Source organism: Ruegeria sp. G10 (assembly GCF_056533645.1).
In genome coordinates this window covers 1-21,819 of sequence record NZ_JBQFOQ010000003.1, presented here as the reverse complement: position 1 = coordinate 21,819, position 21,819 = coordinate 1, and the positions used below count along the sequence as shown (strand labels likewise).

Below are 21,819 nucleotides of genomic sequence, written 5' to 3'. Positions count from 1 at the left end.
GGGTTGAAATCTAAGAACATACCAGATTTAGGTCTCACTTTGAGATACACGCCCGATTTGCGTCAAAAATGATGCAATCCCGCACCAGTTGCGCCATCATTTTGCCCGAAATTGCGTGTTTTCTGCACAGCGGCTTGAGCGAAATACCGCTTATCGTCAATCTTAGCGATAACGAGGTAACCGTCAGTAAAAAGAACGGTGAGCACAAGCTTGGAAGCGAAGCCGACTTTAGAATTGGCAGCTCCGGTTTGGAAAAAAGGGTTCGGATTGTGATTGCACGCACCACGGGGGCGGCGATACGTGGAATTTTGGTGGCTCTGATGGTGCTCACCCCCGCGTTGTACCTGCCAGCTTCGACATCGAACGGCACCGAGATTGTGGTGTTCCTTGCGATTCTCGCATTCCTTTTGACGTTCTCCGAATACAACTCGGCCTTTCCCAGCTTTATCGAATTCCGTGACGCCCCGCCCGTGAACCGCCTGCGCTTTGTTGGGCTTGTTTCGATGGTCACGTTCCTGACCATGATCTGCAAGAACGTCTATGCGCCAACGCAGATGACCAGCCTGTTCTATTCGACCGGCCTGATGGTCGCGAATGTGGCAGATTTCCCCTACTCGCCCGTGCGCCTCGTGGTTCTGATGCTTCCCGATAATGCCAGCCAGCCTCTGATCGAACTGGTCCGCATCTCTGCCAGCATCGCCTATGTGGCCGCTTTGGTGACCATCGCCAGCTTTGCCTACGCCGTGAAACTGCGGGGCTGGCCGACCGGCAACGGGGCATTCAATGTCTGGACCAACCTGCCCCTGTTCGACCCGACCAAGGGCGGCGATGTTGTCGCCCGCCTACAGCGGGACGGGCGGCTGAATATCGCCATTGGTGCGTTGTTGCCCTTCCTGATCCCGGGCGTGATCAAGCTGCTGGCCACCTTTGCGACGCCTATAGCGCTCAGCAACCCGCAGACCCTGATCTGGACTCTTTGCGCCTGGGCGTTCTTGCCCGCCAGCATGATTATGCGGGGAATGGCGACGCTGCGCATCGCCAGCCTGATTGTTGAAAAGCGCCGCGCATACTCCACGTCCGAGACCACGCAGATCGCATGATCCGCGCCCTCTTTGTGCTGTTGCTGCCGCTTGCGGCACAGGCAGAGCCATTGCGCGTAGCCACCTACAACACGGAACTCAGCCGAGACGGCCCCGGCCTGTTGCTGCGCGATATCCGGCGCGGCGATGCACAGGTCGATGCGGTGATCGAGGTGCTTGCTGAAACGCGACCGGACATTGTGGCCTTGCAGGGGATCGATTGGGATCTGGAGGGGCTGACGCTGTCGGCTCTACAGGATGCGTTGGGAGATGCCGGGCTGAGCTATACCCATAGCTTTGCAGCACAGCCCAATTCGGGGATTGAAACCGCGATCGATCTGGACGGAGATGGCCGAACCGGCGGACCGGGCGACGCTCAGGGTTGGGGGCGATTCACAGGTCAGGGAGGGCTGGCTGTGCTGTCGCGCTATGATATCGTATCGGATCAGGTGCAGTCATATTCCGATCTGCTCTGGCGCGATCTACCGGGCGCGGAACTTCCTGTTTCGCGGGAGGGCGCCTTCCCTTCGGATCGGGCGCAAAAGATACAGCGCCTGTCCTCGACCGCGCATTGGATCATTCCCATCATCACCCCTGCCGGTCGTGTCGATTTAATGACCTTCCATGCCAGCCCGCCGGTGTTCGACGGCCCCGAAGACCGAAACGGATTGCGCAACCGGGATGAGATTCGGTTGTGGTCTGCGGTGCTCGACCAGAACCTCGGACCCGCCCCTTCAGACCGCTTTATCATCGCAGGGGACGCCAATCTCGACCCATCTCGCGGCGAGGGTCGCAAAGAAGCGATACATAGCCTGCTGAGCCACCCTCTGCTGCAAGACCCGGTGCCGACAGATGCCGCAGGATCGTCAGCGACGGTTTTTTGGAAAGGGGTTGGCGAAATGCGCGTTGACTATGTTCTACCTTCGGCAGATTGGGCGATCCAGGGATCGGGCGTCTACTGGCCCCCGCCGTCAGAGCGTGCGGCCGCCGAAGCCGCCAGCCGCCATCGGCTAGTTTGGGTCGATCTGTTGCCCCGCTGAACTGCCGGTGGGATCACCACCCCAACCCCGATACACCGGGGCTCCAAACTTATTCGAATAGTCTTTGAGTGGGTGCGCTCCACTTTCAACAGCAACTTTGTGACAGTACGCCAGTCTCCGGGCCGCGCGATCGAACTCGCGTATCACCGACCTATCCGGTGGGGTCTGTATCACGCCCGGAAATGGCACGTCGCAATGCGGTGTCCAGGTCTGTCTGCGCAAAGCCCTGCAGCAGAGTGTCGAAACACCTGCCATCTAGGTGGTGCGGCGTGTTCCAAAGGTACCGCATCTCAAGCAAATGCGGTGCCATGCGCCAGAACGGACGGGCCAGACGCAGCGGCCACCACCCCATCTGCTGCAGCTTGATCGTTTGCCCCGTCACACGGGACAAAGCCTGTGCCAGCTGATTGCCCGTCAGCGTGTAGCCAGCATATGCAACATCGCTATAGCGCGGCAGCTCGGCCCGCCGCGCGGCCAATGCAACGGCGGCGCGCGTCAGATCAGGCAGATAGGCCCAGGCATGTGCAACATCGGGGTTGCCCGGATAAACCAAACGACCGCGGTCCAGATGCTTGGTCAGAACCTGATCAAACCAGTTCCCCGAAGCCGCAGTGTCGATGAAATCCCCCGCCCGCAGCAAGATCGTCTGCGCCGACGAAGCCCGATAGGCCGCCTCCATCGCAATGCGAATACGGCCCAGCGGGTTTTCAGCCAGCTGCGGTGTTTCAGCGGACCACGGGGCCGCTGTGTCTGGGCTGAATACGTAAACATTGCCCGGGACAATAACGGTGGCCCCGCTGTCCTCGGCGGCCGCAATCACGTCGCGGTGCAGCGCGGGAACTTGGCGCGCCCAATCCGGATACGGCGGGTTCCAAGCGTTCACGATTACATCCATGCCGCTGGCCGCGCTTCTCAAATCATCCACGGCGCGGTTGAAACGCCGCACGTCCCAGCCCGCATCGGAAAACGCCTGAACAGCATTGCGGCCAAAACGCCCCGAGGCCCCAAGAATAAGTGCTGTCTGTTGCATCTGTCCCTCCTGATCTGCGAATATAGCCATTCGCACACATTGGGGAATTGCTGAAGAATGCAGATCATGTATTCATTTTTGAATGACTAAACCTCTGCAACTGTCTGACTGGTCCCTGATCCAAAGCTTTCTGGCGGTGGCCGAAACCGGGTCGCTTTCAGCGGCCGCCCGGCTGCTGGGGCGCAGCCAGCCGACACTGGGGCGGCAAGTGCATGCGCTTGAAGAAGAACTGGGCGTGCCCCTGTTCGAGCGGCATGCGCGGGGGCTGACGCTCAGCGAGGTTGGACAGCAGGTATTACCGATGGCTCAACAGATGCGCAGCGCCGTCAATGCGCTGGGGCTGACAGCGGCGGGGCAGGCGCAGCGGCTTGAGGGGACCGTTCGCATCACCGCCTCGGTCTTTGTATCTCATCATCTGCTGCCCCCGATCCTTGCCCTGATCCGTCAGGCAGAACCGGCGATTCAGCTTGAACTGGTCGCGTCGGACACCAGCGAGAACCTGCTGTTCAGAGAAGCCGATATCGCCGTGCGCATGTATCGCCCCGCGCAGATCGACATCGTGGCCAGGCACATCGGAGAGGTTCCTCTATGTTTCTGCGCTGCTCGATCCTATCTGCAACGCCGTGGGTCTCCGTCTACGCCTGAGGATCTGATGCAGCATGATCTGGTGGGATTTGACGCCAATCAGGACATCATCACCGCCATGCGCGACAAAGGCTGGCCCGCCAGCCGTAACAGCTTTGCCACCCGGTGCGATAACCAGACCACCTATTGGCAGCTAATCCGTGCCGGCTGCGGCATCGGTTTCGGCCAGCTCAGCATCGCGAAAGCCGACCCTGGGATTGAGGTGCTGGATATTGATGTCGAGATACCGGTTCTGCCGGTCTGGCTGGCTGCGCCGCAGGCCATGCGCCAGACCCCGCGCATTCGCAGAGTCTGGGACTTGTTAGCCGACGGGTTAAAGGCCAGATTGCAATACGCCTAAAGCGCGCCTGTATATGTGCCGCGTGCGGGGTAATCATTCGCGAGGGTGAATTTCAGCCCACCGACAATCTCGGACATTGGTGGACGAGCAAAAGGCGTCGTCTGCTGCCAGACATAATGCAGCGTCTGATCGGGCTTGATATAGAAATGCCCGGGCTCGGCAAACAGCGCAGGTTCTGCGCTGCCTTCGCGTGCCACCGAGATGTTCAGCCCCCAGCGATCACCTGCCTCGGCCATCGAAAGGCCGTACCCGACGCGCAGCTTCGAAACCCCCGCTTTCTCGACGGTTTCCGCAGCACGATCGCCTGTATCCGTGGTGATCATGATCACCTCGATACCCAGTTCGGCGAGGTCATCCAGCACCGCTTCGACTTCGCCCATCTGGCGAATGCAGATCGGGCAATGCAGGCCCCGATACTGGATGACCAGCGTGCCGTTCTCGCCTGCGTCGCGCTCGATATCGAAAAGACCGTGGCCCACGGTTTCAATTTTGAGCGATGGGGCCGGGTTTCCCGGTGTCAGCATGTCTATTCCTCACGTTTTGGCGGGTACGTCTCATTGACCCGATGTCCCGCAAACGCTAGGGCCTGTGCAACGAAACGCAAGGAGATCGTTCATGTCCAACCCTTCGCTCCTCATCCTGCCCGGAGACGGAATTGGCCCCGAAGTCATGGCCGAAGTGCGCAAAGTTATCGATTGGTTCGGTGCCAAGCGTGATCTTCACTTTGACGTGAGCGAGGATCTGGTCGGCGGTGCGGCCTATGACGCGCATGGCAAGCCGCTGTCGGATGAAACCATGGCCAAGGCGCAAGAGGTCGACGCGGTTCTGCTGGGCGCTGTTGGCGGCCCCAAATACGACGATCTGGATTTCAGCGTAAAGCCCGAACGCGGGTTGCTGCGCCTGCGCAAGGAAATGGACTTGTTCTCGAACCTGCGCCCGGCGCAGTGCTTTGACGCGCTGGCCGATTTCTCGTCTCTGAAACCCGACGTTGTGGCCGGGCTGGACATCATGATTGTGCGCGAGCTGACCTCGGGCGTCTATTTCGGTGAGCCACGCGGCATCTTCAACGAAGGCAACGAACGCGTGGGGATCAACACCCAGCGCTATACCGAATCCGAGATCGAGCGCGCCGCGCGCTCGGCCTTTGAACTGGCGATGCGCCGGAACAAGAAACTTTGCTCGATGGAGAAGGCCAACGTCATGGAATCGGGCATCCTGTGGCGCGAGGTCGTAGACCGCGTTGGCCAGGATTACCCAGAGGTCGAGCTGAGCCATATGTATGCCGACAACGGCGCGATGCAGCTGGTGCGCGCACCCAAGCAATTCGATGTTATCGTCACCGATAACCTGTTCGGCGACCTGCTGTCGGATTGCGCCGCGATGCTGACCGGCTCGTTGGGGATGCTGCCATCCGCGTCACTGGGTGCCCCAATGGCCAATGGCCGTCCAAAGGCGATGTATGAACCGGTGCACGGCTCGGCCCCCGATATCGCAGGTCAGGGCAAAGCCAACCCCATCGCCTGTATCCTCAGCTTTGCAATGGCGTTGCGCTACAGCTTTGATCAGGGGGATGAGGCCGACCGTCTGGAAGGCGCGATCGAAAAGGTTCTGGCCGATGGTGTCCGCACCGCGGATCTGCTGGCTGAAGAGGGCGTTCAGCCGGTCTCGACCGCGGAAATGGGTGACGCGATTCTGGTGGCGTTGGACGACAGCCTCTGATCCGGCGTCCATGGGAATAGCAAAGGCGGTACCCAGCGCACCGCCTTTTTCTTTGCCGGGTCAATTACCGAAGATGTTGTTCAGCAGGTTGTTGATCGCCCGGTCCAAACCGGTTTCCTTCTTGCGGCGTTGTTGCTGCGGTTGCGCGGTTCTGACCGGTGGATCCGGTGCCAGCATCGGCAGAGGCGTTGGTGTCATTCCCTCGGTCACGCGCACCATCGTTTCCTTCCAGATTTCCGCAGGCAGCCCACCACCGGTCACACCGGACAGAGGCGTATTGTCATCATACCCCATCCAGACCCCTGCCACGTAATCCGCCGTGAAACCGATAAACCACGCATCCCGCGCGGCCTGCGTAGTACCGGTCTTGCCCGCCACCTGCCAACCCGGCAGCTTCGCGCGGCCACCGGTGCCTTCGGACACAACACGTTCCATCATCCACGTCAGCTGCTTGGCGGCCTTGTCATTGATCACGCGTTCGCCGATCCCGGTTGTTGTCACCATCACCGGCTCAGTCTCGCCCAGCAGCTTCAATTCGGTCAGGCCATAAGGTTCCACCGACGAGCCGCCGTTCAGGATACCCGCATACGCTCCGGTCATCTCGATCAATGTGCTTTCGGACGCGCCCAACGCCAGCGCAGGCCCCTCGGCCAGATCATTAGCTATACCGAAACCGGCGGCAACCGTGCGCACATTCTCCAACCCCGAGATTTCAGCGACCTTGACGGCTGGAATGTTCAAAGAGTTCTTCAGCGCATCCGCCAGCGTCACCCGGCCATAGAACTTGTTCGTATAGTTCTTGGGGCACCACTGACCCGAACCCGGTATATCCACGCAATAGGGTTCATCCATCACCGTATCCAGCGGTGAATAGCCCAGTTCAAGCGCGGTGGCATAGACAAAGGGTTTGAACGAAGACCCGGTCTGGCGCAGCGCCTGCGTCGCCCGGTTGAAGGCACCCGACACCCTCGTCTTGCGCCCGCCAACCATGGCCCGCACCGCGCCATCGGCGGACATCACCACAATCGCGGCCTGCGCCTTTGATCCTTCGCGCACCTTCTCCTGGAAAATATACTTCAGCGCCTCTTCTGCCGATGTCTGCAGCCGTTGATCCAGCGTTGTGCGGATCACCACATCCTCGGTGGTGTTGCGCGTAAAGAATTCGGGCCCGCTGGCCATGACCCAATCGGCGAAATAGCCGCCAGCGCGTGCCGCTGCCGCCTCGGACAGCTCTGCCGGACGGCTGCGGGCCTCGCTGGCCTGCGCTGCACTCAGATAACCCTGATCCTCCATCAGACCGACGACCAAGCGCGCCCGATCCTGCGAGCGTTGCAGGTTATTGGTTGGGGCATAGCGCGTCGGCGCCACCAGAAGACCGGCCAGCATAGCGGCCTCTGCCGGGCTGACCTCGGCCGCGGAAATGCCGAAATAGCGCTGGCTGGCGGCCTCGAACCCGCGCGCACCTGCGCCCAGAAAGGCCCGGTTCAGATAGATGGTCAGGATTTCATCCTTGGAGTATTTCACCTCCATCGCCATCGCATAGACCGCTTCTTTCGCTTTCCGCCACAGCGAGCCCTGACGGCAATCGGCCTCATATGCCGCCTCCGATTCCCACGCGGCGGGATCATAAGGCACACCCAGACACAGCAGCTTTGCGGTCTGCTGCGTTATGGTCGATCCACCGTGGCCTGACAACGGCCCGCGCCCTTCGCTCAGGTTGATCCGCACGGCGCTGGCAACCCCGCGGGGGCTGACGCCGAAATGGCGGTAGAAGCGTTTGTCCTCGGTCGCGATCACAGCGTTCTTGAGATGGGGTGAAACCGTATCCGCCGTGATGACCCCGCCAAACTGGTCGCCGCGCCATGCAAACACCTTGCCATCGCGATCCAACAGCGTCACCGATCCCTTCGCACGCCCGTCCAGCAGGGCGTCGACATCGGGCAACGAGGTATAGACAACACCAATCGCCAGCGCCAGCAACAGAACCGCAACAGCGCCCACACGCCACGTGATCCCCCAGAACAGCCGCCAGAGCCACCGGAACAGACGGCGGAAAACACCCCCGCCCCTACCGCCCGAACTGCGGCGTGTTTTCTTGCGCGCAGTCTTGCGTGGCGCGGTTTTGCGCGCGGTCGATTTTTTGCCTGCCGGTTTGGCCGAGCGTTTGGTCGCCGTGGGTTTGCGCCCTTTGGACGGGTATCTTTTGTCCGCGACCAGTGTCGGTTTGCGGCGCTTGGACTCAGTCATGCTCAAACTCTGCCCGATTATGCTTTTGCGTCACCATACCTTGGTGAAAGCCCGCTGTAGAGGTGTGAAATACCGGTATTTCCCCTCGTTTTTGTGCCTATTTTTTAATCACCACACCCTATTTGTGCAAAAAATGTGCAACTTCGGGATCTTTTCCGCTGCGTGACAGCCCCGGAATCGTTCCCTAACGAGCGGCGTCACGCTTTTTTCTGCACGTGCAAAATACCGGCCTCGCCGGGGTAACAGAGGGGACAGACGTGAAACTGATCATTGCGACAATCAAGCCGTTCAAGCTCGAGGAGGTGCGCGAAGCACTGACCCAGGCTGGCGTGCGCGGCATGATGGTGACCGAAATCAAGGGCTTCGGCTCGCAATCCGGTCACACCGAGATTTATCGCGGCGCAGAGTACGCCGTGAATTTTGTACCCAAGATCAAGTTGGAAATCGTGGTGCCCGCAACCATGGCCGACCAGATCGTTGAGACCATCACCAACACCGCCAAGACCGGCAAGATCGGCGACGGCAAGATCTTTGTCCTCGATGTCGAGCAGGCGCTGCGCGTGCGGACCGGGGAAACCAACGAGGAAGCGCTGTAAGCGCCGCCACTTAGACTCAATTCGAGGAAGACACATGAACCTGATGAAATCTCTCATCCCTGCTGCCGCACTTTTTGCGCTGCCGCAGATGGGCCTTGCGCAAGAGGCCGCTGGCGGCGAAACCGCGCAGCATACGCAATATATCCTGACTTCGCTGCTGTTCCTGATGGGCGGTTTTCTGGTGTTCTGGATGGCGGCCGGCTTTGCCATGCTCGAAGCCGGTCTGGTGCGTTCCAAGAACGTTGCCATGCAGCTGGTCAAGAACATGGGCCTGTTTTCATTCGCCGCCATCATGTACTGGCTGGTTGGCTTCAACCTGATGTATCCCGGCGATGGCTGGACGATCCCCGGCATCCTCGGCGCATTCTCGCCCACCTCGCTCGAGCCGGTGGGTCTGGACGGCGTGGAAACCGATTTGTCCTATGCCTCTGTCGGGTCGGACTTTTTCTTCCAGTTGATGTTCTGTGCAACCACCGCTTCGATCGTGTCGGGCACCGTCGCCGAGCGTATCAAACTGTGGCCCTTCTTCATCTTCGTTATCGTCCTGACCGGTGTGATCTACCCGATTGAAGCGTCCTGGCAGTGGGGCGGTGGCTGGCTGTCCGAGATGGGCTTCAGCGATTTTGCTGGCTCGACTCTGGTCCACGCCGCTGGTGGTTTTGCAGCGCTTGCAGGTGCGATCGTACTGGGCCCACGTATTGGCAAGTACAACAAGGACGGCAAGGTTGTTCCGATCCCGGGCTCGAACCTTGCGCTGGCCACTCTGGGTACATTCATCCTGTGGCTTGGTTGGTTCGGCTTCAACGGCGGCTCGCAGCTGGCAATGGGCACCATCGGTGACATGGCCGATATCAGCCGCATCTTTGCCAACACCAACATGGCTGCAGCAGCCGGTGCCGTCGCCGCGCTGATCCTGACGCAGGTCATGTATGGCAAGGTCGACCTGACCATGGTGCTGAACGGCGCGCTGGCCGGTCTGGTCTCGATCACCGCTGAACCGCTGGCTCCGTCGCTGTTCCAGGCGCTGATCATCGGTGCAATCGGTGGTGTGATCGTTGTGTTCACCGTCCCGATGCTGGACCGTATGAAGATCGACGACGTGGTTGGTGCGATCCCGGTTCACCTGATCGCCGGTTTCTGGGGCACCTTCATCGTGGCCTGGACCAACGGTGACGCGTCCTTTGTCACTCAGATCATCGGCTTTGCTGCGATCGGTGCCTTCGTGTTCGTCGTCAGCTTCATCCTGTTCTCGATCCTCAAGGCCACCGTCGGCCTGCGGGTTGGCGAGGAAGAAGAGATCAACGGCCTGGATATGGGCGAGCTGGGTATGGAAGCGTACCCTGAGTTCTCCAAGGGCTAAGGCCTGAGATAAAAAGACAAAGGCCGGGCGCTCGCGTCCGGCCTTTTTCGTGTCGGGCCCTCCGAAGAAAAAAGCCGCGCAAGAAAGCGCGGCTTTTAGAACGGATTGCAGTTTTCTCAGACGCCTACATCGACAATCGCTTTGGCCAGGATTGGCACGGTGGTCGCGTTCAGGCCCGCGATATTCAAGCGGCTGTCGCCAACCATGTAGATGCCGTGATCAACCCGCAGCTTTTCGACCAGCTCCGGCGCAGCCCCAAGGCGCGAGAACATGCCGCGGTGCTGCGCGACAAAGCCGAACCGGTCGGAACCGCTGAGACGCTGCAGCTCATCGGCAAGCTGCTGACGCAAGCCCAGCATCGACAGGCGGACCTCTTCCAGTTCTGCGGCCCAATCGGCGCGCAGGGCGTCGTCGTTGAGGATCGTGGTCACGACGCGCGCGCCGTGGTCCGGCGGGAAGGAATAGTTCTGGCGGTTCAGGAAGGCCAGCGTGCCTTGATTCAGCGCCGTCTGACCCGCATCCGCACTGATCGCCATCAGCAGGCCGGTGCGCTCGCGATAAACCCCGAAATTCTTCGAACACGACGCCGCAATCAGGCATTCCTTGACGGACGATGCCACAAGGCGGGTGGCCTGCGCGTCTTCCTCAAGACCGTCGCCAAAGCCCTGATAGGCAATGTCGATCATCGCCACGAGGCCGCGGTCATTGATCACATTCACGACCTCCTGCCACTGCACGAGGTTCAGGTTGGCCCCAGTCGGGTTGTGACAGCAGCCATGCAGCAGAACCACATCGCCCGCATTGGCGGTTTTCAGATCGGCAATCATGCCGTCGAAATCAACGCCGCGCGTGTCGCCGTCGAAATATCGATACTGGACCGTCTCCATGCCCAGATAGTTCAGGATCGACAGGTGGTTCGGCCAGGTCGGGTTCGATACGAACACGCGCGCCGAAGGGTTGGCCATGCGGATCATCTCGAACGCTTGCCGACATGCGCCGGTTCCGCCGGGCGTCGCCACGGCAGCGATATTTGCGCGCGGAACCGACGACCCCAGGATCAGCCCGATCATCGCGTCAGCAAAGGCTGGATCACCGGCCAGACCGGTATAGGCTTTGGTCTCTTGCTCGTCGACCAGACGCCGCTCGGCCGCCTTGACCGCGCGCATCACCGGGGTCACGCCTTCGGCGTTCTTGTAGACGCCAACACCCAAATCGATCTTCTGATCGCGCGGGTCTTCGCGATACATTTGCATCAGCATCAGGATTTTATCCGCAGGCTGCGGCTTGAGGAATTCGAACATCAGGTCTCTCCGGTTGCGACGGGCAGGGTCGGGAATGCACCCCATTCCGCCCAGGAGCCGTCATAAAGCGAATGGTCTTTCTTGCCGATGCGTTCCAGCGCAAGGCTGAGGATCGCAGCCGTAACGCCCGACCCACACGAGGTGATCGCGGGCTTCGACAGATCAACTCCGGCGGCCTCGAACACAGCGCGGCACTCCTCCGGCGATTTCATCGTGCCGTTGGCGTTCAGCAACTGCCCGAACGGCACATTGCGCGATCCCGGAATGTGACCCGAGCGCAAGCCCTCGCGCGGCTCGGCCTCGGTTCCGGCAAAGCGCGCGGCGGAACGCGCATCTATGATCTCATGATCGTTCAGCTTGGCAGCGGCGGACACCTGTGTCACGTCGCGTACCAGATGGTTCTGGACCCGAACGGTCATGTGGCGGTCGCGGATAATTGGGGGCAGGTCCTCGATCTCGCGGCCTTCGGCCTGCCATTTCGGCAAACCGCCATCCAGAACCGCGACATTCTCTTGCCCCATCAACCGGAACAGCCACCAGACACGCGCCGCCGACATCAGGCCCGCGCCGTCATAGATCACAACCTGATGGCCATCCCCCACGCCCATCGCCCTTAGGCGTGACATGAATTTCTCGACCGGAGGGGCCATGTGCGGCAGATCCGAGCGGTGGTCCGAGATATCATCGATATCAAAGAACCGCGCACCGGGGATATGGCCTGCATCATATTCTGACTTCGCATCGCGCCCTTGCTGCGGCAGATACCACGACCCGTCCAGAATCCGCAGATCCGGATCCTTGATATGCGCGGCCAGCCAGTCCGTGGATACGAGGGTTTTTGGATCGTCTTGCATCAAAGCCTCCCCTGAGCGAGCTTGATTTTTCACTATACCCGGCAGCATAGGGGTTCAAGGCTGGATGCGGCTATTGCGATCTGTGGCGCAGGCGGAAATGCTGTATGATCCCGACGATGCTGATCACTATCCAGAAGCCTTCGATCAACATCGAGGCCAGATTGAAATTACGCACCAGAGAATAGACTATCAGGACCGAGCCCAGCAGGTTCACCACCGGAAAAATCAGATCGTCCGAATTCATCATCCGCATCTGCGTGGCAAAATAGGCCGCAACCACAATCAGCGCCCCGAATGAGCCGATGGCGTCCGCAATGGTGAGGCTGTCAAAGAATGTCGTCATGAATGCCCCGTGCCGTTTTCAGAGTAGTCACTGTTCTGGGCATAGTGGTGCATGTTCAGAAACGCTGCACCCTGAGCGCCCGCGCGATACCCATGGGGTATGTCGGCGGCAAAACGCAAGCCCTGCCCGGCCTGCAGGGGCACCCATTCGCCGTCTCGCAGAATATCCAGCGTTCCGGACAGCACGAAAACCTCTTCGGTCACACCTGCGGCATGGGCGGGTGAATCGTGGCTCTGGTTTGGGCGCAGGCTGACGTGAAAGGTCTCGGCCCCCAGTGCGGGATCGAAGGGAAAGACGATCTTGACCTCGATACTGCCCGGGAAGGTCACCGTCTGAAACACCGACGGGTCGCCGAACGTTGTATCGATCAGCGCGCTTAGCGGCAGTTGAAAGCCCTTCGCGATTTTCCACAGCGTGGCGATGGTGGGGCTGGATTCGCCGCGTTCAATCTGACCCAGCATGGCTTTGCTGACGCCGGTCATCTCGGCCACTTTCGACAAGCTCAGCCCCGAGGCGGCGCGCACATCCCGGAGTTTCAGCGTTATGTCGTCTGGTGCCATGTCGTCATCTTCCGAATCCGCTTGTGCGTTATAACGCACATATGATACGTGCGCTATAACGCACATCTCCCGCATATCGCAACCGGGGCAAAAGGGAAACAGCATCATGCCACTTTACCGTTCCAGAACCTCAACCCATGGCCGCAACATGGCCGGTGCCCGCGGCCTGTGGCGCGCCACCGGTATGGGCGACGACGATTTCGGCAAGCCGATCATTGCCATCGTCAATTCGTTCACCCAATTCGTGCCCGGTCACGTCCACCTGAAGGACCTTGGCCAGATGGTTGCGCGCGAGGTTGAAAAGGCTGGTGGCGTCGCCAAAGAGTTTAACACCATTGCGGTAGATGACGGTATCGCCATGGGCCATGACGGGATGCTGTATTCCCTGCCCTCGCGCGAGGTCATCGCGGATTCGGTCGAATACATGGTTAATGCGCACTGTGCCGACGCGATGGTCTGTATCTCGAACTGCGACAAGATCACGCCGGGTATGCTGATGGCCGCCATGCGCCTGAACATTCCAGCGATCTTTGTCTCGGGCGGTCCTATGGAGGCCGGCAAGATCGACATCGCCGATCTGGACGCCAAGAAGATCGACCTTGTGGACGCCATGGTCGCCGCCGCCGACGACAAGTTCACCGACGAACAGGTCCAGCATATCGAAGAAAACGCCTGCCCCACCTGCGGGTCGTGTTCGGGTATGTTCACCGCAAACTCGATGAATTGTCTGGCCGAGGCGCTGGGTCTGGCCCTGCCGGGCAACGGCTCGACCTTGGCCACGCATTCGGACCGGAAAGAGCTGTTCCTTGAGGCCGGTCGCCGCATCGTCGAGATCACCAAGCGGCACTACGATCTGGACGAAAAAGGCTTCCTGCCGCGCGAGATCGCGACGTTTGATGCCTTTGAAAACGCCATGTCACTGGATATCGCCATGGGCGGTTCAACCAACACCGTGCTGCACCTGTTGGCCATCGCGCATGAGGGCGAGGTTGATTTCACCATGTCCGACATGGACCGCCTCAGCCGACGCGTACCCTGCCTGTGCAAGGTCGCGCCCAACACCGAGAACGTGCATATGGAAGACGTGCACCGCGCCGGTGGTATCTTCTCAATTCTGGGCGAACTCAGCCGTGCGGGCCTGTTCCATGACCATTGCGCAAGCGTGCACTCGGCCACGATGGGCGAGGCGATCGCCAACTGGGACATCAAGGTTGCCAACAATCCGCGCGCGCAGGACCTATTCAAGGCGGCTCCGGGTGGGGTGCGCACGACACAGGCATTTAGTCAGTCGAACCGATACAAAGAGCTGGACACGGATCGCAAGGGCGGCGTGATCCGTTCAAAAGAACATGCGTTCAGTCAGGATGGCGGTCTGGCGGTTCTGTTCGGCAACATCGCGCGCGACGGCTGTATCGTGAAAACGGCAGGCGTGGATGAGAACATCCTGAAATTCACCGGCTCGGCCTATGTTTGCGAAAGCCAGGATCAGGCGGTCAACGACATTCTGACCGGCAAGGTGAAAGAGGGCGACGTGGTGGTGATCCGCTATGAAGGCCCGCGCGGCGGGCCGGGGATGCAGGAAATGCTCTACCCGACCTCGTATCTGAAATCCAAGGGTCTGGGCAAAGCCTGCGCGCTGCTGACCGATGGGCGGTTCTCGGGCGGCACCTCGGGGCTGTCGATCGGTCATGTCTCTCCCGAGGCGGCCGAGGGTGGAGAGATCGGACTGGTGCAAACCGGCGACCGGATCGAGATCGACATTCCCAACCGCACCATCCATCTGGCCGTATCCGATGAGGAACTGGCCGCCCGGCGCGAGGAACAGGACGAGAAAGGCTGGCACCCCGCCGCGCCGCGCAAACGCAAAGTGTCCACGGCGCTGAAAGCTTATGCCAAGCTGACCACAAGCGCAGCCAAAGGCGCGGTTCGTCAGGTGTAAAACCAAAACGGGGCACACCCGCACCCGCTACGTGCCATCGGCTCCGCCGATAGCCCTTGCGGCTTTGGGCCCGGCGCCGCGCAAAGCGCGGTGCCGGGCCCAACCAGAGGAGATGTTTCGTAAGAAACATTGACGATGGGCGGGAGAACCTTTGCCCCTGTTCAATCGCCCAGCTTGGCGTGAATCTCGTCCAGATCGATCTCGGCAATCGGCATCTTGTTCGCCGGGTTTTCGAAATCGTATTTGAACAGCTCGAAATCCTGTTTGTAGATTTCATAAACCAGGTGCATCGACAGATCGTCGAAATAGTCCTCGACCGGGTGCGCGCGTTTGGGTCCATGACCCTCGGACTCGTTGAAGCGCGGAATCTCGGACAGGGTTACGGGGTGCGCGGTGTCAAGACTGTCCAGCACATCCTGCATCCCGTCATTGAATTTCTCGGTCCAGAAGATGTGGTCATACTGACCACCATTCGCGATCAGGGTCGAGACATGACCCGACATGGCTGACCAGTGAATATCCGGGTCCATCGGACGCCGCCAGCGGATGGTATCGCGCGCAAACAGCAAAAACCTGCGGAAACTGGCGATCTGGTCGAATTCGCCCTTGCCGTCATCTCCGCCCACTTCGATCCCGTAATTGTAGACCAGCGTCGGCACGAGGTTTCCGCGATAGCGTTTGCCGTTGCGTTGGATGCCGCAGATCTTGTCGAAAAAAGAGCTTAGAATCCGCGTATAGGGATTGCGCACACAGGTAAAGGTGTAGGACCCGTGCGACTTCACATTCCGCGCAATCGGGTCCTGACTGGCCCCAAAGGCCCATTTGTGCATCCCGTCGATCGCGTCATGAATATCGCCATCGAAAAACTGACCATGATCCGAGTAGTACATGATCTGACCAATGGTCGAGCAGGCGCATTTCGGCACCACGCGGTACACCATGCTTTCGCTTTCGGTCATCCATGTTCCGGGAAAACCCATCTGCTGCGCCTCCTTGGCCGGGTATCCGGGTGATACCTCGGCTTATTGGCCCAAAGAACCAAAAATATTCTGTTTATTCAATCGCTCATCCTCAGTATCACGGTTGCAAACGGGCAGAAACGGAAATTGCGGAACACCGATGGCAACGATTGCCTATATCCTGCTGTGTCACAAAGACCCTGACGCGATCATTGAACAGGCCGGGCAACTGACGGCGGCAGGCGATTGCATGGCGATCCATTTCGACGCCCGCGCCAACGCGGCGGCCTATACGCGCATCCGCGAGGCTTTGAAGGACAACCCGAACGTCACCTTTGCCCAAAAGCGCGTCAAATGCGGCTGGGGTGAGTGGTCTCTGGTTCAGGCCACACTGAACGCGCTGCAGGCGGCGGTTCAGGCCTTTCCGCGCGCCACCCATTTCTACATGCTGTCGGGCGATTGTATGGCGATCAAGACGGCGGAATATGCGCATCGCTTTCTGGATGAGCACGACGCGGATTTCATCGAAAGCCATGACTTCTTTGAAAGCAACTGGATCAAGACCGGCATGAAAAAAGACCGGCTGATCTATCGCCATTATTTCAACGAACGCACGCAATCACGGCTGTTCTACGCCTTTTACGAAGCCCAAAAGCGCTTTGGCCTGACGCGCGACATTCCGGCCGACCTGCAGATCATGATCGGCAGCCAGTGGTGGTGCCTGCGCCGGCGCACCGTCGAGATGATCCTGGACCTGCTGCGCCAGCGCCGGGATGTGATCCGGTTCTTCTCGACCACTTGGATACCGGATGAAACCTTCTTTCAAACCCTGGTCCGCCACCTGATCCCGAGACAGGAGATCGACAACCGGACACTGACCTTCCTGATGTTCTCGGATTACGGGATGCCGGTCACCTTCTACAATGATCACTATGACATGCTGCTGGGGCAGGATTACCTGTTCGCGCGCAAAATCAGCCCAGGCGCACATGAGTTGAAACAACGGCTGGGGCAACTTTACGCCAGCGAAGGGGTCAGCTTTGATATCTCGGGCGAGGGGCGCAACCTCTATCACTTCCTGACCGGGCGCGGGCGGGTCGGGCGGCGTTTCGGGCAGCGGTTCTGGGAGGCCGGGAATACGCTGGGCCCGAACCGTCAGGTGCTGCTGATCGTCTGCAAGAAATGGCACGTGGCCAAGCGGCTGGTGGATCAGATCGCGTCCGAGACCGACACTCCGTGCATCGAATATATCTTTGACGAACAGGACACGCCCCTGCCCGATCTGGGCGGTATCGAGACCACACTGAAGAAACGTTCGCGCCACCGGCGGGCGGTGGTGCGGATGCTGTTTGATCACTTTGGCACGGACCGGCTGGTGCTGTGCCTTGATCCGTCCAATCTGGAGGTGATCGAGGATTTCTGCGCCGATCAGGCCCAGACGCGCATTCTTGAGATCGAGTGCGACTATTCCGACGACTACCTGAAAGGCCACGCCCATCGGGTGGGGCTGGCGGGGCAAAACAGCCGGGATGCGTCAGTCACTCGCCTGCTGCCGACTCTGCGCAACGCTTTGGCATACGACTCGGAACTGATCCGGGGCACCCGGCATGATGGCTTGTTCCACCTGCGCGAGACTGCGAATCGCGCGGACAACGAAGCGGCCATTGCCGCATTTCTGGACCTCAGCGCCGAGCAGGCCAGCGCGGTGATGAAACTGGATTACCTGTTTGCCGATTGAATCCGGCAGCGCGCTGGGCGCTGCCGGAGAGTTTCCTTAGATATCGAATTTCACACCCTGCGCCAGCGGCAGTTCGGCGGAGTAGTTCACCGTATTGGTCTGACGCCGCATATAGGCTTTCCATGCGTCCGAACCGCTTTCGCGCCCGCCACCGGTTTCCTTTTCACCACCAAACGCGCCACCAATCTCGGCCCCCGAGGGGCCAATATTGACGTTAGCGATACCGCAATCCGAACCGGCTGCGGTCAGGAACTGTTCCGCCTCGCGCATGTTCAGCGTGAACACGCAGGACGACAGGCCCTGTGGCACATCATTCTGAATGTCGATCGCCTCGGCGAAATCATCATAGCCCATGACATAGAGGATCGGAGCAAAGGTCTCAGTCTTCACGGTCGCGGTCTGGCCCGGCATCTCGACGATGGCCGGCTCCATGTAGACACCGCCCGGCACGCCTTCGGTCACGCGATTGCCGCCGAACACGGTGCCACCCTCGGCCTTCGCCGCCTCAAGCGCTGCTGTCATGGCATCGCCCGAGGCTTCGTCCACCAGCGGCCCGACCAGCGTGCCCTCGGCCAGAGGATCACCGATGGGTAGACCTGCATAGGCCTTCTTAAGACGGGCCACCAGTTCCTCGCGGATCGAGTTATGCACGATCAGACGGCGCAGCGTGGTACAGCGCTGACCCGCCGTGCCAACGGCCGAGAACACAATCGCGCGCACCGCCATTTCCAGATCCGCCGAGGGGCCAACGATCATGGCGTTGTTGCCGCCCAGTTCCAGAATGCACTTGCCGAACCGCTGCGCCACGATCGGCGCAACCGCGCGGCCCATGCGGGTCGACCCGGTGGCCGAGATCACCGGTACATCCTCGCTGGCGACCAGCGCCTCACCGAGCGCAGCGCCGCCGATCAGGGTCTGCAGCAGCCCCTCGGGCGCATCGCCGAACCGGGCCAGTGCGCGTTCGAAAATCTTCTGGCAAGCCATCGCGGTCAGAGGCGTCTTCTCGGACGGCTTCCAGATCACCGGATCGCCGCAGACCAGCGCCAGCGCCGCGTTCCACGACCAGACCGCCACGGGGAAGTTGAAGGCCGAAATCACACCCACCGGCCCCGCCGGATGCCAGGTCTCCATCATCCGGTGACCGGGGCGTTCAGAGGCAATGGTCAGACCGTAAAGCTGCCGCGACAAGCCCACGGCGAAATCGCAGATATCGATCATCTCCTGCACTTCGCCCAGGCCTTCCGAGGTGATCTTGCCCGCCTCCCAGCTGACCAGCGCGCCCAGCTCATCCTTGGCGGCGCGCAGTTCTTCGCCCAACAGACGGATCAACTCGCCCCGCCGGGGCGCAGGCACAACGCGCCACGCTTTGAACGCCGCCTGCGCGCGGGCAAAGACCGCCTCCATCTCAGCCACGGGTGTCTCGTGCACCTCGGCCAGCAAGCCACCATCGATCGGAGAGGTGACGCGCAGCGTGCCCCCCGTCAGCTCAGCCGCAGTCAGGTCCAGTTTCGCCAGAGTTGTTTCTGCAGTCATCACGATGTCTTTCATATCTCAGGCCGCCTTGTTCTGTTCGGTTACGTCACCGGCGCGATAAAGCCGGCCAAATTCGGTGTTCAGGAAATCCGCAAGCTTCACCTGCTCTTGCCGGACAAAACCTTTCGAAGGCAGCGCCCCGGTCCGCATCAGGTCAACAACGCCCAGCACACCTGCCGCAGTGGTGATCTGAATCGCGCTCCAGACCTGACCGTCGATGGTACGGGCAAAGGACTTGTTGATCAGGGATTTCTCGCGCAGCGTGCCGCCAACCATGCCCTTGGCGGTGCAGTAGACCAGAACGACGTCCTGATCGGTGCGCGGCAGCGCGGTCTCAAAAATCTCTTTCAGCAGATCACGGCGACGTTCCAGCCCCAGATCGTTCAAAAGCAGGCGCAGGATATCGCGATGCCCCGGATAGCGGATCGAGCGATAAGACACCGCCCGCGCCTTCCCATCCAACGTCTCGGGCAGCGTACCCAACCCGCCCGAGGTGTTGAAACATTCATACTCCACCCCGTCATGGCCGATCAGTTCGTAATCTTCCAAAGGCGCGGTCTTGATCCGCTCGCCGTTCACGATGGCATCGCAGGGGTTGCAATATTCATTGATCAGACCATCGGTCGACCATGTCAGATTGTATTTCAACGCATTGGTCGGATAGAGCGGCAACGCCCCCACCCGCATATGCAAGCTGTCGATCTCGTCGAACTCAGCCGCCAAAGCCGCACCGGCAATACCGACAAACCCGGGCGCCAGACCACACTGCGGCATGAACGCCGACACACTGTCCTGCGCCAGATCGCGCACGGCGTTGGTGGCCGCCACGTCCTCGGTCAGATCAAAGTAATGCGCCCCAACGGCCTTAGCCGCCCCCGCAATCGCCGGTGTCAAGAAAAACGGAGCCGCAGAGATCACCGCATCGAACCCGGCAAGCCCTTGCTCAAGCCCTTTTGGGTCCGTTGCATCGATCTGCCGAGTGGGAATGCCCCGCTTTTTGAAGGCCGCCAAAGCAACCAGGTCGTGATCCGCAACCGTGACCGAATAATGGGCCGATGATTTCAGCAGGGTCGCAATCATCTGACCGATCTTCCCTGCTCCAACAACGCATATGTTCCAGCTCAAAACATGCCTCCATCCTCAGTTTGCCTAAGTATGGATGGCGCTTTGTTCGTGGCGCAGGGTGTATCTTGACGGTTATGTCGAAATCGCCGTCATTATATCGCTTTTTACGTCATAATCACGGACATGTTGGCCTGTGTTTGCAGCATACCTGAAATGGGAGGGTCGCACGCTTTTGCACCGCATTTAGAGCGGGCAAGCAAGCACGATCATTCCTAGGACACGATACAGTCGTGATGCGCAGAACTGTGTTGGATACTACCGATAAAGACGAGGACCCAAACATCCAAGAACGGGTCGTATATGCGGTCTTTGCCGTCGTTCTCTCATATCAATAAACTACTCATGGGCACAGTTTTCAAGGCGCACGAATGAGCGAAAGTAATTTACCCCAACTTGTTCAAACGCTTGGTTTCTTTCACGAAAGGCGGAGTGTAAGCGACTAGAAATAGTCTCCCGGTCAATCATTGCTGCTTCTGGAAGTCCCAGAGTCTCTTGTATCAAACCCTGTATTTTTGCGACAGCGGCAGTTTCGCTTCCCTCAATATGGTATGATTCCAAATCGGATATCCTCCAGATTACTGAAACTGTGGCATTGCAACCGTCAATAGACTGCGGGCTTACGATATCTTCAGGTCTCTCAGGTATTGTTTTTTCGATCAAAACGGTTTCAAAAAATGGGACACACGTAGGTCGACCGGGGCGCACCTTTCGCTTTGTGCCCCCATCCTTGCCAAAAACTAGAGCTTCGCTATCGGGAGGAACTGTGAAAATCCCGCGGCCAAGAGTAGCCGTCTGAGCAGATGCTTTCAAAGGCAATACCACCGCGAAGATCAACAGAGTTCCGATACGCAAAGCCACGCTCCTTCAAAATTCTTTTTCGAAAATTTACTCTTCTGGTTGCATAGCAATCCTAGAGACCAAGACCAACCAGCGACTCGTTGCCATCAAGCCCGCGATGCAATCCTGTTTTGCAAAAAGTGAGGAAATGGGTTCAGAGCCGCCATGCGTGATATCATCTTGAGCCTTGGCATTTCCCCACCCGGGGTATACGCGGGGCCGCGTATGCCCTGGGGTAGAGAGAAAATCCTTGTTTATAGGTCTGCGGGCAATGCAGTTTCACTTGGCTGACGGTGCAGACGGAGACTGCGGATTGGTTTTCGTCTAGGAAGAAGTGAAGCGGCGATTCTGACGGCAGGTTTCGATTCTAATAGGGTGCCATAGTTTGATGTGCAGCATAGCACCGCTTTAGCACAACGCTCCAACACGCCGAACACAAGAAGCGCCCATTGGGGCGCTAAGTTATTGATATATTTCTGACGCTGGTTGCGGGAGCAGGATTTGAACCTGCGACCTTCAGGTTATGAGCCTGACGAGCTACCGGGCTGCTCCATCCCGCGACACTTTTTTGTGG

At 59.5% G+C, this 21,819-nt stretch carries 19 protein-coding genes and 1 tRNA gene; 8 read left to right on the top strand and 12 right to left on the bottom strand.

The features are described from left to right. The first annotated feature begins 320 nt into the window (after positions 1-320). Positions 321-1,100, top strand: coding sequence for a hypothetical protein (locus ACR0KM_RS06910; protein WP_480823168.1), 780 nt, complete (start codon positions 321-323; stop codon positions 1,098-1,100). Beyond that, on the top strand, positions 1,097-2,119 hold the full coding sequence (locus ACR0KM_RS06905; protein WP_480860654.1) for an endonuclease/exonuclease/phosphatase family protein: 1,023 nt from the start codon (positions 1,097-1,099) through the stop codon (positions 2,117-2,119). Before ACR0KM_RS06910 ends, ACR0KM_RS06905 begins: the two co-directional genes overlap by 4 nt. Positions 2,120-2,270: 151 nt before the next feature. Here the strand turns inward: ACR0KM_RS06905 and ACR0KM_RS06900 are convergent, their stop codons facing one another. After that, on the bottom strand, positions 2,271-3,149 hold the full coding sequence (locus tag ACR0KM_RS06900; RefSeq protein WP_480823164.1) for a Rossmann-fold NAD(P)-binding domain-containing protein: 879 nt from the start codon (positions 3,147-3,149) through the stop codon (positions 2,271-2,273). An 82-nt stretch (positions 3,150-3,231) separates the two neighbouring features. Here ACR0KM_RS06900 and ACR0KM_RS06895 point away from each other — a divergent pair, with 82 nt between their 5' ends. Then, positions 3,232-4,134 (top strand): LysR family transcriptional regulator, encoded by a 903-nt coding sequence (locus tag ACR0KM_RS06895; RefSeq protein ID WP_480860651.1) that lies wholly within the window; start codon positions 3,232-3,234, stop codon positions 4,132-4,134. On the opposite strand, the gene ACR0KM_RS06890 is transcribed toward ACR0KM_RS06895, so the two are convergent. Then, positions 4,131-4,658 (bottom strand): redoxin domain-containing protein, encoded by a 528-nt coding sequence (locus ACR0KM_RS06890; protein ID WP_480860648.1) that lies wholly within the window; start codon positions 4,656-4,658, stop codon positions 4,131-4,133. The genes ACR0KM_RS06895 and ACR0KM_RS06890 overlap by 4 nt on opposite strands. Positions 4,659-4,749: 91 nt before the next feature. Between ACR0KM_RS06890 and leuB the strand changes: the two genes are divergently transcribed. Beyond that, positions 4,750-5,853: a 3-isopropylmalate dehydrogenase gene (gene leuB, locus ACR0KM_RS06885; RefSeq protein ID WP_480860646.1), complete on the top strand. Its 1,104-nt coding sequence runs from the start codon at positions 4,750-4,752 to the stop codon at positions 5,851-5,853. Between the two features lie 60 nt (positions 5,854-5,913). Here leuB and ACR0KM_RS06880 read toward each other — a convergent pair whose 3' ends face one another. Beyond that, positions 5,914-8,100, bottom strand: a complete 2,187-nt coding sequence (locus tag ACR0KM_RS06880) for a transglycosylase domain-containing protein (protein WP_480860644.1) — start codon at positions 8,098-8,100, stop codon at positions 5,914-5,916. 257 nt (positions 8,101-8,357) lie between these two features. Between ACR0KM_RS06880 and ACR0KM_RS06875 the strand changes: the two genes are divergently transcribed. Both ACR0KM_RS06875 and ACR0KM_RS06870 read left to right on the top strand, forming a co-directional pair. Continuing rightward, positions 8,358-8,696: a P-II family nitrogen regulator gene (locus ACR0KM_RS06875; protein ID WP_170537262.1), complete on the top strand. Its 339-nt coding sequence runs from the start codon at positions 8,358-8,360 to the stop codon at positions 8,694-8,696. Between the two features lie 34 nt (positions 8,697-8,730). Beyond that, positions 8,731-10,056, top strand: a complete 1,326-nt coding sequence (locus ACR0KM_RS06870) for an ammonium transporter (RefSeq protein ID WP_480860642.1) — start codon at positions 8,731-8,733, stop codon at positions 10,054-10,056. A gap of 116 nt (positions 10,057-10,172) precedes the next feature. On the opposite strand, the gene ACR0KM_RS06865 is transcribed toward ACR0KM_RS06870, so the two are convergent. The 4 genes from ACR0KM_RS06865 to ACR0KM_RS06850 form a co-directional block, all read right to left on the bottom strand. After that, entirely contained in the window at positions 10,173-11,357 is a 1,185-nt protein-coding gene (locus ACR0KM_RS06865) for an amino acid aminotransferase (RefSeq protein ID WP_480860641.1), read from the bottom strand. Beyond that, on the bottom strand, positions 11,357-12,211 hold the full coding sequence (sseA, locus tag ACR0KM_RS06860) for a 3-mercaptopyruvate sulfurtransferase (RefSeq protein ID WP_480860640.1): 855 nt from the start codon (positions 12,209-12,211) through the stop codon (positions 11,357-11,359). The genes ACR0KM_RS06865 and sseA overlap by 1 nt, the downstream gene beginning before the upstream one ends. A 70-nt stretch (positions 12,212-12,281) precedes the next feature. Next, the gene (locus ACR0KM_RS06855; protein ID WP_480860638.1) at positions 12,282-12,554 is read right to left on the bottom strand and encodes a CBU_0592 family membrane protein; all 273 of its coding nucleotides are present in this window, start codon (positions 12,552-12,554) and stop codon (positions 12,282-12,284) included. Then, the gene (locus tag ACR0KM_RS06850) at positions 12,551-13,114 is read right to left on the bottom strand and encodes a helix-turn-helix domain-containing protein (protein ID WP_480860636.1); all 564 of its coding nucleotides are present in this window, start codon (positions 13,112-13,114) and stop codon (positions 12,551-12,553) included. Before ACR0KM_RS06850 ends, ACR0KM_RS06855 begins: the two co-directional genes overlap by 4 nt. Positions 13,115-13,220: 106 nt before the next feature. Here ACR0KM_RS06850 and ilvD point away from each other — a divergent pair, with 106 nt between their 5' ends. Further along, complete coding sequence (gene ilvD / locus ACR0KM_RS06845; protein ID WP_480860634.1) at positions 13,221-15,053, top strand: dihydroxy-acid dehydratase; 1,833 nt, start codon at positions 13,221-13,223, stop codon at positions 15,051-15,053. Between the two features lie 161 nt (positions 15,054-15,214). Here ilvD and ACR0KM_RS06840 read toward each other — a convergent pair whose 3' ends face one another. Further along, on the bottom strand, positions 15,215-16,033 hold the full coding sequence (locus ACR0KM_RS06840) for a sulfotransferase family protein (RefSeq protein ID WP_480861768.1): 819 nt from the start codon (positions 16,031-16,033) through the stop codon (positions 15,215-15,217). Positions 16,034-16,172: 139 nt separating this feature from the next. Here ACR0KM_RS06840 and ACR0KM_RS06835 point away from each other — a divergent pair, with 139 nt between their 5' ends. Further along, complete coding sequence (locus ACR0KM_RS06835) at positions 16,173-17,750, top strand: DUF5928 domain-containing protein (protein WP_480861770.1); 1,578 nt, start codon at positions 16,173-16,175, stop codon at positions 17,748-17,750. 36 nt (positions 17,751-17,786) lie between these two features. Here ACR0KM_RS06835 and amaB read toward each other — a convergent pair whose 3' ends face one another. The 4 genes from amaB to ACR0KM_RS06815 form a co-directional block, all read right to left on the bottom strand. Next, entirely contained in the window at positions 17,787-19,283 is a 1,497-nt protein-coding gene (amaB, locus tag ACR0KM_RS06830) for an L-piperidine-6-carboxylate dehydrogenase (protein ID WP_480861772.1), read from the bottom strand. A gap of 18 nt (positions 19,284-19,301) precedes the next feature. Next, entirely contained in the window at positions 19,302-20,408 is a 1,107-nt protein-coding gene (locus ACR0KM_RS06825) for a saccharopine dehydrogenase family protein (protein WP_480861773.1), read from the bottom strand. Positions 20,409-20,744: 336 nt separating this feature from the next. Continuing rightward, on the bottom strand, positions 20,745-21,260 hold the full coding sequence (locus ACR0KM_RS06820; RefSeq protein WP_480861775.1) for an SPFH domain-containing protein: 516 nt from the start codon (positions 21,258-21,260) through the stop codon (positions 20,745-20,747). Between the two features lie 468 nt (positions 21,261-21,728). Further along, positions 21,729-21,805: transfer RNA gene (locus tag ACR0KM_RS06815), tRNA-Met, on the bottom strand. Positions 21,806-21,819: the final 14 nt, after the last annotated feature.

Coding starts and splice junctions, on each gene's coding strand:
- ACR0KM_RS06910 (WP_480823168.1), top strand. CDS start 321: ATGGTGCTCACCCCCGCGTTGTACCTGCCAGCTTCGACATCGAACGGC.
- ACR0KM_RS06905 (WP_480860654.1), top strand. CDS start 1,097: ATGATCCGCGCCCTCTTTGTGCTGTTGCTGCCGCTTGCGGCACAGGCA.
- ACR0KM_RS06900 (WP_480823164.1), bottom strand. CDS start 3,149: ATGCAACAGACAGCACTTATTCTTGGGGCCTCGGGGCGTTTTGGCCGC.
- ACR0KM_RS06895 (WP_480860651.1), top strand. CDS start 3,232: ATGACTAAACCTCTGCAACTGTCTGACTGGTCCCTGATCCAAAGCTTT.
- ACR0KM_RS06890 (WP_480860648.1), bottom strand. CDS start 4,658: ATGCTGACACCGGGAAACCCGGCCCCATCGCTCAAAATTGAAACCGTG.
- leuB (WP_480860646.1), top strand. CDS start 4,750: ATGTCCAACCCTTCGCTCCTCATCCTGCCCGGAGACGGAATTGGCCCC.
- ACR0KM_RS06880 (WP_480860644.1), bottom strand. CDS start 8,100: ATGACTGAGTCCAAGCGCCGCAAACCGACACTGGTCGCGGACAAAAGA.
- ACR0KM_RS06870 (WP_480860642.1), top strand. CDS start 8,731: ATGAACCTGATGAAATCTCTCATCCCTGCTGCCGCACTTTTTGCGCTG.
- ACR0KM_RS06865 (WP_480860641.1), bottom strand. CDS start 11,357: ATGTTCGAATTCCTCAAGCCGCAGCCTGCGGATAAAATCCTGATGCTG.
- sseA (WP_480860640.1), bottom strand. CDS start 12,211: ATGCAAGACGATCCAAAAACCCTCGTATCCACGGACTGGCTGGCCGCG.
- ACR0KM_RS06855 (WP_480860638.1), bottom strand. CDS start 12,554: ATGACGACATTCTTTGACAGCCTCACCATTGCGGACGCCATCGGCTCA.
- ACR0KM_RS06850 (WP_480860636.1), bottom strand. CDS start 13,114: ATGGCACCAGACGACATAACGCTGAAACTCCGGGATGTGCGCGCCGCC.
- ilvD (WP_480860634.1), top strand. CDS start 13,221: ATGCCACTTTACCGTTCCAGAACCTCAACCCATGGCCGCAACATGGCC.
- ACR0KM_RS06840 (WP_480861768.1), bottom strand. CDS start 16,033: ATGGGTTTTCCCGGAACATGGATGACCGAAAGCGAAAGCATGGTGTAC.
- ACR0KM_RS06835 (WP_480861770.1), top strand. CDS start 16,173: ATGGCAACGATTGCCTATATCCTGCTGTGTCACAAAGACCCTGACGCG.
- amaB (WP_480861772.1), bottom strand. CDS start 19,283: ATGACTGCAGAAACAACTCTGGCGAAACTGGACCTGACTGCGGCTGAG.